This window comes from Bacillus sp. NPDC057893 (genome assembly GCF_042796455.1).
Classification (GTDB): Bacteria; Bacillota; Bacilli; order Bacillales; family Bacillaceae_G; genus Bacillus_A.
In genome coordinates this window covers 85849-100508 of record NZ_JBHVNG010000003.1, presented here as the reverse complement: position 1 = coordinate 100508, position 14660 = coordinate 85849, and the positions used below count along the sequence as shown (strand labels likewise).

The following is a 14660-nucleotide window of genomic DNA, read 5'->3' as shown; positions in this document are numbered from 1 at the left end:
AATATATAGGTGAAGCATATGATTGAAGTTAAGACTTCTGAACTTAGTGATGGAGAATTTAATAGAGGTGTATTTGCAACTCGTGATATTAAAAAGGGTGAGTTGATACACTCAGCACCAGTTATCTCTTATCCGAATGAACAGCATGAACATATTGAGAAAACGTTACTTGCTGATTACGCATTTGAGTATGGGGTAAATCATACGGCATTCCTTTTAGGATACGGCATGTTATTTAATCATTCATATAAGCCGAACGCAACGTATGATATTGTCTTTGAGAATCATACGTTTAACTTCTTTGCTTACAAAGATATAAAAGCGGGAGAAGAGATTCTAATCAATTATAATGGTGAAGTTGATGACGAAGAGCTATTATGGTTTGATAAGGAAAAAGAAGAGAACGAAAAATAATTTAAAGAGTATAGAAAGGGCGCATTCTGTGGGATGTGCTCTTTTTTTAATGAAGAAAATAAAGTAAAGATTACAAAAAAATACCACTTTTCTTTCGTATGGTATAGTAAGATACTGAAGGGTATTGCTTTGAAAAACCTATATATTTTACAAATTGTTGTCTATATGGTTACATGTCAAGTTTAGTAGCTCATTTGGGTTGCTTTATTATGCGATATATATTTTAATATGAGTGGAACCTCTTATAATTTAAGAGGTTTATAGGTGTGCTTTATGTACACTTTATCTACCACTTGGGCTTTTTATTTGTAGCGCATTGTTATGTGGGGATATTATGGGCCCGTGGACAGCGGGATAAAAAGATTATAGAAATAGAGGAATCGTAAAATGAATATGCAAGAGGTTTATAAATATTTAAGTACAGTATTGCCTGAAGGTCATGTGAAGCAAGATGAAATGCTAAAAAATCATACGCATATTAAAGTGGGCGGGAAAGCGGATGTGTTCGTTGCTCCTACGAATTATGATGAAATTCAAGAAGTTATAAAGTATGCGAATCAACACAATATTCCAGTTACGTTTTTAGGAAACGGATCTAATGTTATTATTAAAGACGGTGGTCTTCGCGGGATTACAGTAAGTTTAATTCATATTACAGGTGTTACTGTAACAGGGACAACGATTGTTGCGGGGTGTGGTGCAGCGATTATTGATGTGTCACGAATTGCATTGGATCACAATTTAACAGGACTTGAGTTTGCTTGTGGTATTCCAGGTTCAGTTGGTGGAGCGTTATATATGAATGCTGGTGCATATGGCGGTGAAGTAGCTTATGTATTAACAGAAGCAGTTGTAATGACAGGTGATGGAGATTTACGTACTTTAACGACAGATGAGTTTGAATTTGGATATCGTAAGAGTGTGTTTTCTAATAATCATTACATTATTCTTGAAGCAAAATTTGAGCTTCAAGAAGGTGTGCGTGAAGAGATTAAGGAAAAGATGGATGATTTAACGTTTAAACGTGAATCAAAACAACCTTTAGAGTATCCTTCATGTGGTAGTGTATTTAAGCGCCCACCAAATAATTTTGCGGGTAAGCTTATTCAAGAATCAGGACTGCAAGGTAAGCGAATTGGCGGAGTGGAAGTTTCTTTAAAACACGCTGGATTTATGGTGAATGTTGATAACGGAACAGCGCAAGATTATATCGACTTAATTCATTTCGTACAAAAAACTGTTGAAGAAAAATTCGGTGTGAAATTAGAGCGAGAAGTAAGGATTATTGGAGAAGATCTACAGTAATCTTTGAATAAAAAACGTATAAAAGTATGAATTATTTCGAAATAACATTTGGGTATTGTTGACAATTTGATTTTGATTCAATATAATGGCTAATAATTTAACAAATAAAATATACGTTGAAAGAGCCCAGTAGCAGTTTGTCACTGTTATCAAAGAGAGCTAGGGATTGCTGGAACCTAGCACAAACAAACCTGTGAATTACACTCTGGAGTATCTTAGGTAACGCTAAGCGGACTAGCAATCGATATTATTGCTAAGAGTGGTATGAATAGCTATGCTATTTATGCAAACTGGGTGGTAACACGGTGAATAATCGTCCCTATGTCTATTGTAGACATAGGGGCTTTTTTGTTTTCAAAAAATAAAGGGGATGACAAAAGATGAATATTATTGATGAATTAGAATGGCGCGGTGCTGTGAATCAACAGACAGATGAAAAAGGTTTACGTAAGTTAGTTGAAGAGAAAAAAATTTCACTATACTGCGGAGTGGATCCGACTGGTGATAGTATGCATATTGGACATTTAATTCCGTTCATGATGATGAAAAGATTTCAATTAGCTGGACATCATCCGGTTATTTTAATCGGCGGGGCAACAGGAACAATTGGTGATCCAAGTGGGCGTCAATCAGAGCGCCAATTGCAAACGTTAGAAGTAGTCCAGCATAATGTAGATGCTTTAACAGCGCAAATGAAAAAGCTATTTGGTTTTGGCGGAAATAGCGAAGTGAAGATGGTAAATAACTATGACTGGACACATAAAATAAATATTATCGAGTTTTTACGTGATTACGGAAAAAACTTTAGCATAAATAGCATGTTAGCAAAAGATATTGTCGCAAGTCGTTTAGATACAGGAATTTCATTTACAGAGTTCACGTACCAAATCTTGCAAGCAATGGACTTCCATCATTTATACAAAGAAGAAGATGTTCAATTGCAAATCGGTGGTAGTGATCAATGGGGAAATATTACGAGTGGTTTAGATTTAATTCGTAAGTTAGAAGGTCATGAGGCGAAAGTATTCGGACTAACAATTCCGTTATTATTAAAATCGGATGGTACGAAATTTGGTAAATCAGCAGGTGGTGCTATTTGGCTTGATCCTGAAAAAACAACACCGTTTGAATTTTACCAGTTCTGGGTGAATACAGATGACCGTGATGTAATTAAATACTTGAAATACTTTACGTTCTTAACGAAAGAGCGAATTGATGAATTGGCAGCGAAGGTAGAAACAGAGCCTCATAAACGTGAAGCGCAAAAAGTATTAGCGGAAGAAATGACGAAATTCGTTCATGGAGAAGAAGCATTATTGCAAGCTGTGAAAATTACATCGGCATTATTTAGCGGAGATATTAAATCGTTAACAGCTGATGAAATTGAACAAGGCTTTAAAGAGATGCCAACATTCCAGTCTTCAAAAGAGGCGAAAAATATTGTAGAGTGGCTAGTTGATTTAGGAATTGAGCCATCTAGACGTCAAGCACGTGAGGATATTAATAATGGAGCTATATCTATGAATGGCGAGAAAGTAACGGATGTGGGTACGGATGTTACTGTGGAAAATTCATTTGATGGAAGATTTATTATTATTCGTAAAGGGAAGAAGAACTATAGCTTAGTGAAATTGGGAGAATAGTTCTTGTGAAAGAGTGGAGGTAGGGAAGATAGCTACCTCCGTTCTTTTCATATACACAATTCTGACACAAAAATTCAGTATATTTTGATAATTAAAGAGGGTTATATTATTCTTCTGCCGAATAAATAAGTTAGAGAAAATTACGGATAAAAATAGCCCGAATCATGCAGGGCATGATTCGGGCTTATATTCAGATTAGTAAGCTAAGCTGAATAGACCTTTAATGTGTGATAAGTAACGAACGTTACTTGCTTCTTTCATTAATGATGCTGGTAAACCTTTAAGCGGAGTATTGCTTGCTCCGATTGTAGCAACAGCATCTTTACGTCCTAGACTAGCAAGTGTTCCAGAGTTTACAGGTGCGAACTCTTCGAATGCTTTGCCTTCTAGTGCTGCGTATAAGTTATATCCAATTAACTCACCCATTTGCCAAGCAATTTGTGCAGTTGGTGGGTATGGGCGACCGTCTGGAGAGAAGACAACAGCGCTGTCTCCAGCAACGAATACGTCTTTGTGAGAAGTAGATTGTAGGTGTGCATCAACAGTTGCACGTCCACGGTTTACTTCAAGACCTGATTCACCAATTAATGGGTTACCTTGTACGCCACCTGTCCAAACGAATGTGTTAGCAACAAGTTTTTGACCGTCTTTTAAGTCGATTTCATTGCCAGCAACGTTTGTTACAGGAAGACCAGTTAAGAATGTAACGCCGCGTGCTTCTAAGCTAGTAGTTGCACGTTCGATTAAATGGTCTGGTAATACTGGAAGGATTTTTGGACCTGCTTCAACAAGAAGAAGTTTAACTTCTTTTGGATTTACGCCGTGGCTTTTTGCAAGTTTAGGCATAATGTCAGCAAGCTCACCAACTAGCTCAACGCCAGTTAATCCGCCACCACCGATTACGATTGTAGCATCAGCTTCGTTTTTCGTTTTAGCGTATTCACGAATACGGTCTTCAACGTGTTTGTAGATTTTGTTTGCATCAGCAGCAGATTTTAATACCATGCTGTTTTCTTCTAGTCCTGGAATACCGAAGTAAGCAGTTTTACTTCCTAAAGCAACTACAAGTGCATCGTAAGATAGAGTAGTGCCGCCAGCTAGTTTGATTTCTTTGCTATCAACTGAGAATGACTCAACTGTTGCAATTTTAAGATCGATGTCTTTGCCTTTGAAAAGCTTTGTAAGTGGCATTGCAATTGCTTGCTCAGCAACGTTACCAGCTGCAAGGCGGTGTAGTTCAGTGATGATTTGGTGTGTTGGGTATTGGTTAATCACTGTAACTTGTGCTTCTGATTTGCTGTAATATTTACGTACGTTTAAAGCGGCAAGAAGACCGCCATAACCAGCGCCTAAGATGACAATTTGTTTTGACATAGTATGATATCCCCCGTCTTTACTAATTGTTGTTATAAGTTAAATTATTTATTATTACGTTCTGCGCTAACTTGAAGATATGCGTTAACAAAGCGGAACATTTTTTGTGCTTGTGGGTCTTTTAGTAATTTTAACAGACCGAACAGGCCGATAACTTCGCTGCTTTCATCAGCACGATCTTTCGCTTCGATTGCAGTTGCAGCCATGCTTTTCACTGTATCTTTTACAGGTTCTACAATCTCTTGGATTGCGCTAACAGTGTCGCTTTTTAATACTTCGTCAGTAGCAACAGTTTGAGCGAAGTCATAAGATTTAGTTAAAATGTTAACAAGCTCAGTTAATTTTGGAAGCTGTTCCACTAGTGTTGTTAATGATTCTTGTACCTCAGGTTTTAACAACTGATCAAGTACATCAAGTTGTCCTTGGCTAGCAGAAATTTGTACAGTTTCTTGTTCTGGCTTTGTTTGAGTCATAGTTTCTGGCATCTCCAATTCTCCTTTACGATAGCAATACTCTTATTTTTGATAGGTAAGCTAAACGCTTGCGAAACTTTATACAAAGTTTCACAAAGCACAATAAAATGCCTTTAAATTTATGATAGCAAGTAAGCTGAAATCATAAATCCAAAACCATAATGTCCTACCTATTATTTATGAACTGTCCGATACATGGCTTGTCCGCATAATGGAAAGTTCCTTTATCGGAAAGTGTATATAATATATATCCTATATTATATACTATATACACCTATGTTAACATAAAAATGATTCCTAATTATTTGATATTGAGCGTATAACCTAGTACTGACAAGGCATGAAAGCGCATAAATTATTTTGTTTAAGTTAGAAATGTACATATATATATAGAAAAAAAGGAAAAAACGGACAAATTTATGTTCATTTTTCCCTTTTTTTTATTGTTCACCCTCTGTAATTAGCATCGATGTGTTACCGCTTTTTTCAAGATGGCATTCGCCCCAAGTACAAAGAGAATCGAGAATTGATTCTAAAGACCATCCGTAGTCAGTAAGGGAATATTCTACTTTTGGTGGTACTTGATTGTATACTTTTCTTTGAATAACCCCGTCTACTTCTAACTCGCGTAATTGCTGGGTTAACATCTTTTGTGTAATACCAGGCATTAAACGTTTTAGTTCACTCGTTCTCTTTGTACCTTTCGTTAAGTGGCAAAGAATAACGACTTTCCATTTTCCACCGATAACCTCTAAAGTTGCCTCCACAGGAATATTATATTTCTTCATATAAGAATCTCCTTTGATGAATGTAAATTTCAGTTCTTCAACAAAAGAAGCTAAATAAGTTAAATGTTACTTTTTAGTGCCTATAGCACTTTAAAGTACGTACTTTTTATCGTGTTGAATATGTTTCATAATAGCATACGTAAGAGGGAAATGAGTAGTACGGTACTAAAAAGTGCCTATGTTACTTTTTGGTACCTATCGTACTTTAAAGTGCGTTCTTCAAAAAAAGAGTGAAGCCATTCATAATAGCATTTATAAGCAATAAAGTTATTTTGTAGAAGATAAAAAGGCCTTTTTATCATACTATTATGATTGGATTTCTTGTAATAAGGAGGAATTCAATTGAGTTCATACACAGTCGCTTCTTCAAATGTTCAAGCGAATAGAAGAAGTATGTTTGCTTTATTAGCGCTAGCAATTAGTGCGTTTGGAATAGGAACGACAGAATTTATTAGCGTCGGTTTATTACCATCCATTTCGAAAGATTTAAATGTTTCGGTTACAACAGCTGGTTTAACGGTTTCCCTATATGCGTTAGGAGCGGCAGTAGGAGCTCCTGTTTTAACAGCGTTAACGGCTAGTATGTCGCGAAAGTCATTATTAATGTGGATTATGGTTATTTTCATTATTGGTAATGGTATTGCGGCAGTAGCAACAAGCTTCACTGTACTAATTATCGCAAGGATTGTATCTGCTTTCGCACATGGCGTTTTTATGTCAATCGGATCTACAATTGCGGCTGCACTTGTACCAGAGAATAAACGTGCTAGCGCAATTGCTTTTATGTTTACTGGTTTAACGGTTGCGACGATTACAGGTGTCCCAATTGGAACATTTATTGGTCAACAATTTGGCTGGAGAGCGTCGTTTATGGTGATTGTGGTAATTGGAATTATTGCTTTCATCGCAAACAGTATATTAGTCCCATCTAATTTAAAAAATGGTGTACCTGTATCATTTCGTGATCAGTTCAAACTAATTAAGAATGGAAGACTGTTACTTGTTTTCATTATTACTGCACTTGGATACGGCGGAACATTCGTAACATTTACGTATTTATCACCGCTATTACAAGAAGTAACAGGATTTGAAGCAAGTACTGTTACCATCATTTTATTAGTGTATGGAATCGCAATTGCGATAGGGAATATGGTCGGCGGAAAATTATCGAATCATAATCCGATTCGAGCGCTATTTTACATGTTCTTTATTCAAGCGATTATATTATTTGTTTTAACATTTACAGCACCATTTAAAGTAGCTGGAGTAATCACAATTATTTTCATGGGGTTATTCGCATTTATGAATGTTCCAGGGCTACAAGTATATGTCGTTATATTGGCTGAGCGCTTTGTTCCAAGTGCGGTTGATGTTGCTTCAGCAATTAATATTGCTGCATTTAACGCAGGGATTGCTCTCGGTTCTTATATAGGTGGTCTTGTAACGAACTCGTTAGGGTTAATCCATACTGCTTGGGTAGGTGGCATTATGGTAGTAGGTGCTGTTATTTTAACAGCGTGGAGTATGACATTAGAAAAAAGAGATCAAGCAAAATAAAGGAGAGAAAATAAAATGAAAAATTTACAAAGTAAAACAACATTGCATAACGGTGTAGAAATGCCTTGGTTCGGTTTAGGTGTATTTAAAGTAGAAGAAGGACCAGAACTTGTAGAAGCTGTAAAATCGGCGATTAAAGCAGGATACCGCAGCATCGATACAGCTGCGATTTATGGAAATGAAAAAGCAGTAGGTGAAGGAATCCGTGCTGGAATCGAAGCGACTGGGATTTCAAGAGAAGAATTATTTATCACTTCAAAAGTATGGAATGCAGATCAAGGATATGAAACAACAATTGCTGCATATGAAGAGAGCTTAAAAAAATTAGAACTAGATTATTTAGATTTATATCTTGTTCACTGGCCTGTAGAAGGGAAATATAAAGATTCGTGGAGAGCTTTAGAAACACTTTATAAGGAAGGGCGCGCGCGTGCAATTGGTGTAAGTAACTTCCAAATCCATCACCTGAAGGATGTAATGGAAGGTGCAGAAATTAAACCGATGATTAACCAAGTGGAATATCATCCGCGTTTAACACAAAAAGAACTACAAGCTTTCTGTAAAGAACAAGGTATTCAAATGGAAGCATGGTCACCGCTTATGCAAGGTCAACTATTAGATAACGAAACATTACAAGAAATTGCTGATAAACACGGCAAAACAACAGCGCAAGTTATCTTACGTTGGGACTTACAAAATGGAGTGATTACAATTCCAAAGTCAACGAAAGAGCACCGCATTATTGCAAACGCTGATGTATTTAACTTTGAATTAACAAAAGAAGATATGGAAAAGATCGATGCATTAAACCAAAATCACCGCGTTGGTCCAGATCCTGATAACTTCGATTTCTAAGCTTAAAGTAGAAAGAAAGAGTGCAAACAGTTTGCACTCTTTTTTTGTTGCGCTTATGTATAAAAAAAATTTCTAACTAAATAATAAACAGGAGTAAATTTGTTATTTAATAAGGGGTTGTAGACATGAATATAAAAAGATCGTTCAAGCTAATGGCCGCTTTTTTGAGTGTTTTATTTGTATTTGCGAACTTATTATTTCCACTTCAAAAGGCATCCGCAGAAGTTATGGATCATACAAAGTATGAAATGGATTGGAGTTATAGTAAGTCAAAGAAAAAGCCGATTCGAACAGAACTTATTAAAACAGCAGACGGAAAAATTGCCTTTTGCCTAAATGTAGATTTGAAATCTCCAAGCGGTCAAGATTTACCGGAAATGGGGAAAGTGGATATTAACGTGTACCGTGTACTATTAAATGGATATCCACAGAAGAGTCCACAAGAATTAGGTGTTTCCGATTGGAGAGAGGCACATTACGCAACGCAGCTTGCGGTGTGGAATGCTTTAAAACAAATTGATATTAACGATTTAGATTTCCGTAATAAAAATGTAGAAAAAGTAACGAAAGATATCGTTGCAAAAGCAAGCGCTAGTGAAGATTTACAAGAAATTACGATGAGTGTAACTCCTACAGAAGAACAAGAAGCAGTATTAAAAAATGATTTCTTTGAAACAGGTCTATATACAGTAGAAACAAACGCGAAAAGTGGAACGTATAAAGTACAAGCAACAGGTGCACCAGAAGGCGCGAAGTTTGTAAATGAAAAAGGCGAAGCAAAAACTGAATTTAATGTAGGAGAAAAATTCCGCATTTTAATTCCGAAACAAACACCATCGGGTGGATTTAGCTTTAAAGTATCAGGGAATTTAACGAAATTACAAGGAATTGCACATAAAGGTACACCGACTATTCAAAATGCGGTTGTATTATTAGAGCGTAGTGAAGAGAAAACGAGTCCGGAGTTAGCGGTAAGTTGGAAAAAGGCTGAAGGCCCGCATAAACCAAATAAACCATATACTCCAAATGAACCACATAAGCCGAATCAAATTAAAAGATAGTAGAAAAAGCATTGGCATTTGCCGATGCTTTTTTCTTGGCCTAAATTTTGGGTGCGGAAATTACTATAGTAACCCTTTTTTATAAGTACGAAAAAGGGTTAGAATTAGGCTGTTTTGGCTTCTTTACACCACCGTAAGGTATAATGAAAATGAGAAATTAGAAAGAGAGAGGGAATTATGACTCTTCATATTTGTAAAATAACAAATGAAAATCGAAATGAAATTGCTAATTTAAAAGTAACCGGCGAACAGCTTAAATTTATTGAAAGTACGGTTTTAGATTGTTTAGTCGATGCTGATACAAAATATAAAGGTGATGCTGCTTCGGTAGGGTTTTATGACGGTGACATGCCAATCGGATACGCGATGTACGGTTGGTTTGAAGAAAAAGAGAAGGCTGTATATTTAAATCAATTTATGATTGATAGTAAATGCCAAGGTAAAGGTTATGCAAAACCATTATTACGTTTGCTAATAGAGTATTTACAAAAGGAATATAATAGAAAAGTTATATATTTAAGCATACATCCAGAAAATAAACTTGCCCAAAAACTATATGAATCAATTGGATTTCATTTAACTGGTGAAATTGAGGGTGAATGGGTAAGTGGAAAAGGATTTATAATGAAACGAATGCTGGATTAATAAAAACCTGCCGGAAAGAATAGTATCTTTCCGGCAGGTTTTTATTTTAAAATAACATTAAAAGTTAGAAATCTAAACATTACGATTTTTGGATTAAATTCATAAAATTGTAATATTAATCTAATCGAAAAGGCTATCTAGCGAGAAAGAAATCATGTACAATTCATTTTGGAAAAACTGTCCATAGATGGATGCCTATGAATGAATTGTAAAAAACGATATTTTTATACACATTTTTCATGTATAGACAACAATACTTGATAAAACCATCTCTCATCATTATTTTGACATGAAAAAGAGAACTCATCACGAAATATAGAGAAAGATGAGGAGGAACTTTCGCTTCAAAAAATTTGTCACATAAGAAAGCAGATACATTTAAAGTGAACAATGGTAAGAGGTGTAGGGGCGCGAGGTTGAGTTGTATATATTAAATGATTGTATAAAGATAATTTGATTTTACAGTAAATAAATATATCTATGATGGTTTGCATTACAAAAAGAATAGGGGACACAGATTATGTCGAAGAAAAAGAAGAGTAGGGTATTAGTAGCTGGTGTTTGTTTAGCTGCGTTATTAGCACCATATGGTCTTGAAGTGCCTAAAGCGTATGCAGAGATGACGATTGAAGGTAAGGAGAAACACCAAGAAGAGCGAGTGTATAAATTGCTGCCAAAAGGTGATGTAGATGAGATGCGTGAGTTGCATCAGCGTCGAATGAGTTTTTCTCCCTATGAACCAACTGGTATTTATGTAAAGCCAGGTGAAGAAGTAGTTATTCAAGTAGACGGGAATCAAAAGATTAAAGCTTATATTGGCACATATTCTTATGAAAAAGAAGAACCTAAACAATTCAATTTAAATCCTGGTGAAAATAAAATTTCTTCTCCGAATGGAGGGCTATTATACTTTTATAATTATCACAACACAGGAGAAGTAGTTGCTAAAGTAAAAAAAGGTGGTATACCAAATCCTTTATTTATTTTAGGTAAACATACGCCAGAAGATTGGAAACGTATGTTGAAGGAACCACCGAATCCATATGCAATCGAAATGAAAGGGGAAAATAGTTTATTAACTATGCATCCTGAGACTGTGGCGGAACATTTGAAGCAAGAAGATCCAGCTGCGTTATTAAAGAAACATGATGAAATAATTAATATAGAGCATAAGATATCGGGTTTATCAAAAGATGGTGTGGGTGTTGCGAATCAAGGCAAACATTCCATTCATTATGTTGAAGACTGGTATACGGACAATTATATGTATGCGACTTATTATCGAACAGCTTATAGTAAAGGGAATTTAGAGTCAGTACTAAATCTAGAAGAGTTAACTGCTGATGGATGGGGACCTTGGCATGAAGTGGGGCATCAACATCAACAGGACACTTGGTTATGGGAGGGGCTTGGAGAAGTAACCGTTAACATTTATTCTTTAGCAGTTCAAACTGCATTTGGACATAAAACAAGGTTAGAGCAAGAAAATCGTTATGAAGCCGCATTTGCTTATCTAGGTAAACCGAATGCGCAAGAGAAGATGAATGAATTCGAAAAATTAGTTATGTTTTGGCAGTTGCATTTAGCTTATGGAGACCAGTTCTATCCGAAATTACATCAAATGTATCGTATGTTACATGATACAGAAATGCCTAAATCTGATGAAGAGAAAAAGCAGATGTTTATTTACATGACGTCAAAAGTAGCTGGGCAAAATTTAATTCCTTTCTTTGATAAATGGGGAATAATTCCAAATGATGATACTAGAGAGAAGATTGAAAAATTAAATTTACCAAAATTAGAAAAGGAAGTTTGGTTATCTACAGATAGCAATCCAATTCGTGAAAAACAAACTGAGTTATATGAAATTCCATATGGCGAGCCAAATAATGAAAAAATACAAAATGTAGTAATTGGTACTACATATGATGAGAAAAAAGCAAAAGAACTTGTACAGAATTTAGGAGAAGGTGTAAAAACAACAGGTGTGATTATGCAAGATAAGCCTGAAGTTGGAGAAAAAACTGTAAAAGTAGAAATTATAGATGAAAAAGGGAATAAAAATTTAATTCCTGTTGTAGTAAATGTTGGTTATGGTGATAGCTTAGTATTCAAAGGGCTCAATTATAGTACTGATATTAAATCGATTGTAACACTGCAACACGATCAGAAAAAGTTTAGTGCGACAGCTGATTCTAATCAAGTGCATTATTATTTTAAAGAAGATGCGTATTTTGAATTCACATTACTAGATCCAAATGGAAATGAGAAAAAGAAAGCAACTGTAAAAGGTGTTGAAAATGCGGAAGAATTCGCAAAATCGATTAATGGGTTAGAGTTCGAGTATGGTGACGTTGTAAAAGTGTATCACGCAGAATCAGATCGCTTTAATTGGTATCAAAATAATAACTTTATCGGCCAAGGTAGGGCGAAGGTAGAGGAAGAATTATTATTTAAAGTAACAGAAAAGGGCTTTGAGAGAATGGAAGCTCAACAAGAAGTAACAGTAGTACCGCAAAAAGTAGTAATCGGAACAGATGCTGAAAGATTAGAAGCAAAAGATTTTGTTCAAGTGAAAGATGGAGAAGTAATCGGATTTGTAGAAAAACCGAATACAACAAAAATCGGTGAACAAAAAGTAAAAGTAGAAACGAAAGATCGTTTTGGAAATAAGAAAGTGACAGAAGTGCCATTGGAAGTAATGTATGGCGATAGTTTAGTCTTCCAAGGTGATGGTAATAAAACGCGTTCTGTCGTAACTGCGGATCATAATACGAAAAAGCTACAGGCAACATTTACGGATTCTAAAGTTCATTATCGTTTTGAGAATGAAAAATATATGGGAATCACGCTATATGATCAAAATGGAAATGAAAAGAAAGTTATTTCGGTAGAAGGGCAAGAGACTTCTGAAAGTTTTGCAGAACAGTTGAATGGTGTAGACTTCGCATATGGTGATGTTATTAAGGTATATCATGCAGAATCAAATCGATTAAAGTGGTATCAAAAGAATGAGTTTGTAGGTAACGGTAAAGGGAACGTGGAACAAGAGTTGTACTTTAAAATAACGGAAAAAGGTTTTGAAAAACTGGAAAGCTTACAAGAAGTAACAGCAGTACCACAAAAAGTGACAATCGGAACAGACGCTGAAAAATTAGATGCAAAAAACTTTGTTCAAGTAAAAGGTGGAGAAGTAGTTGGTTTTGTGGAAAAACCTAGTACAACAAAAATCGGAGAACAAAAAGTAAAAGTAGAAACGAAAGATCGTTTCGGAAATAAGAAAGTGACAGAAGTTCCTGTGGAAGTAACATATGGGGATAGCATAGTATATCAAGGTGTGTCCAATGTTACACGTTCTATTGTTACGTTAAATCATGACGAAAAGAAATTACATGCAACATTTACCGATGATACAATTCATTATCGTTTTGAGAATGAAAAATATATAGGTCTTGCGATTTATGATCAAAATGGAAATGAGAAAAAGCATGTAACAGCAGAAGGACAAGAGACTTCAAAGAATTTTGCAGAACAAGTAAATGGTACTCCATTTGAGTATGGGGATGTTGTAAAAGTGTATCATGCAGAACCAAGTCGTCTGAAATGGTATAAAAAGAATGAGTTAGCAGAACAAGTAGCTTCAACAGAAGTTGTATTTAAAATCACTCAAAGTGGATTAGAGCTAGTAAAGGGAACATTGTAATAAAAAATGCGCGTAGATATTGGATCTACGCGCATTTTTTTTATATTACTCAGCTTCTGAAACTACTGTGAAGCGTTCGTTTACGTGTTTTGGAGTTTCGATTTCATCAAGTGCTGCAACTGCAAAGTCTTCGTAACTTACGTAGCTATCACCTTTTGAGTTAACAAGAAGGTTGTCTTTGCCAGCTTTGTAAGAGCCAGTGCGTTTTCCTAATGCGAATAGTGCAGAAGGGCTGATGAATGTCCAAGTGATGTCACTTGTTTGTTGAAGAATTTCTAAGTTTTTACCTTGGTTTTGAGCTGTTGCAAGGTATTCATTTGGGAAACCTGGTGTATCAAATACACGTGTTGTTTTCTCTTCGTCTACAAATAAGCTTCCAGCTCCGCCAACTACAAGTAATTTTGTATTAGGTGCACCTTTCACAGCTTCAATAAGTACGTTTCCTGCATCTACATGAAGATGTTCTTGTCCTGCTGGAGCGCCGAATGCATTTACAACTACATCAAATGTTCCTAGGTCGTTAGATGTAAGAGAGAATACATCTTTTTCTAAAATTTTTACGTTTTGGTCTGTAATTTTTGCAGCGTCTCTTACGATTGCAGTAACTTCATGTCCACGATTTAATGCTTCTTTTAAAATACGACTTCCAGCTTTACCAGCTGCTCCGATAATTCCGATTTTCATAATAAATCCCTCCAAAGTGTTTTGTTAAAGTGTATATGTGAAAATGAATGAATTTGGTGTAATTAGGTTTGTTACAACCTGATGTAATCATTATAGTTACAGGTTGGCTTTTTTGTCAATGGATTATTTATTGTTTTAGTATGTGCATTTTATAAATA

12 protein-coding genes and 1 other annotated feature are annotated in these 14660 nt (G+C 35.6%); of the genes, 8 read left to right on the top strand and 4 right to left on the bottom strand.

Features of this window, described 5'->3' with window-relative positions:
- The first annotated feature begins 18 nt into the window (after positions 1-18).
- From ACFVQC_RS16380 to tyrS, 3 genes are all read left to right on the top strand, one after another.
- A complete protein-coding gene (locus tag ACFVQC_RS16380) occupies positions 19-414 on the top strand; it encodes an SET domain-containing protein (protein WP_002144963.1) in 396 nt (131 codons plus the stop codon).
- A gap of 387 nt (positions 415-801) precedes the next feature.
- Positions 802-1719 carry a UDP-N-acetylmuramate dehydrogenase gene (murB, locus tag ACFVQC_RS16375; protein ID WP_377898706.1) on the top strand — a complete coding sequence of 306 codons (918 nt, stop codon included), beginning with the start codon at positions 802-804 and terminating at the stop codon, positions 1717-1719.
- 107 nt (positions 1720-1826) lie between these two features.
- Positions 1827-2043 (top strand) — a binding site (T-box leader).
- A gap of 56 nt (positions 2044-2099) precedes the next feature.
- Complete coding sequence (tyrS, locus tag ACFVQC_RS16370) at positions 2100-3362, top strand: tyrosine--tRNA ligase (RefSeq protein WP_377889804.1); 1263 nt, start codon at positions 2100-2102, stop codon at positions 3360-3362.
- 195 nt (positions 3363-3557) lie between these two features.
- On the opposite strand, the gene ACFVQC_RS16365 is transcribed toward tyrS, so the two are convergent.
- From ACFVQC_RS16365 to ACFVQC_RS16355, 3 genes are all read right to left on the bottom strand, one after another.
- On the bottom strand, positions 3558-4736 hold the full coding sequence (locus tag ACFVQC_RS16365) for an NAD(P)/FAD-dependent oxidoreductase (RefSeq protein ID WP_098989429.1): 1179 nt from the start codon (positions 4734-4736) through the stop codon (positions 3558-3560).
- Positions 4737-4780: 44 nt separating this feature from the next.
- The gene (locus ACFVQC_RS16360) at positions 4781-5221 is read right to left on the bottom strand and encodes a DUF1641 domain-containing protein (RefSeq protein WP_002174139.1); all 441 of its coding nucleotides are present in this window, start codon (positions 5219-5221) and stop codon (positions 4781-4783) included.
- A gap of 428 nt (positions 5222-5649) precedes the next feature.
- Positions 5650-5997 (bottom strand): winged helix-turn-helix transcriptional regulator, encoded by a 348-nt coding sequence (locus tag ACFVQC_RS16355; protein WP_002144974.1) that lies wholly within the window; start codon positions 5995-5997, stop codon positions 5650-5652.
- A gap of 393 nt (positions 5998-6390) precedes the next feature.
- Between ACFVQC_RS16355 and ACFVQC_RS16350 the strand changes: the two genes are divergently transcribed.
- The 5 genes from ACFVQC_RS16350 to ACFVQC_RS16330 all read left to right on the top strand — a co-directional run bounded on the left by ACFVQC_RS16350 (position 6391) and on the right by ACFVQC_RS16330 (position 13818).
- Positions 6391-7554 carry an MFS transporter gene (locus ACFVQC_RS16350; RefSeq protein WP_377898861.1) on the top strand — a complete coding sequence of 388 codons (1164 nt, stop codon included), beginning with the start codon at positions 6391-6393 and terminating at the stop codon, positions 7552-7554.
- A gap of 15 nt (positions 7555-7569) precedes the next feature.
- Positions 7570-8409, top strand: coding sequence for an aldo/keto reductase (locus tag ACFVQC_RS16345; RefSeq protein WP_377898705.1), 840 nt, complete (start codon positions 7570-7572; stop codon positions 8407-8409).
- Between the two features lie 125 nt (positions 8410-8534).
- Positions 8535-9470 carry a thioester domain-containing protein gene (locus tag ACFVQC_RS16340; protein ID WP_377889799.1) on the top strand — a complete coding sequence of 312 codons (936 nt, stop codon included), beginning with the start codon at positions 8535-8537 and terminating at the stop codon, positions 9468-9470.
- Positions 9471-9647: 177 nt separating this feature from the next.
- Complete coding sequence (locus ACFVQC_RS16335; RefSeq protein ID WP_377898704.1) at positions 9648-10115, top strand: GNAT family N-acetyltransferase; 468 nt, start codon at positions 9648-9650, stop codon at positions 10113-10115.
- Positions 10116-10635: 520 nt separating this feature from the next.
- A complete protein-coding gene (locus tag ACFVQC_RS16330) occupies positions 10636-13818 on the top strand; it encodes a putative mucin/carbohydrate-binding domain-containing protein (RefSeq protein WP_377898703.1) in 3183 nt (1060 codons plus the stop codon).
- A 45-nt stretch (positions 13819-13863) separates the two neighbouring features.
- On the opposite strand, the gene ACFVQC_RS16325 is transcribed toward ACFVQC_RS16330, so the two are convergent.
- Positions 13864-14502 (bottom strand): NAD(P)-dependent oxidoreductase, encoded by a 639-nt coding sequence (locus tag ACFVQC_RS16325; protein WP_377898702.1) that lies wholly within the window; start codon positions 14500-14502, stop codon positions 13864-13866.
- Positions 14503-14660 lie beyond the last annotated feature (158 nt).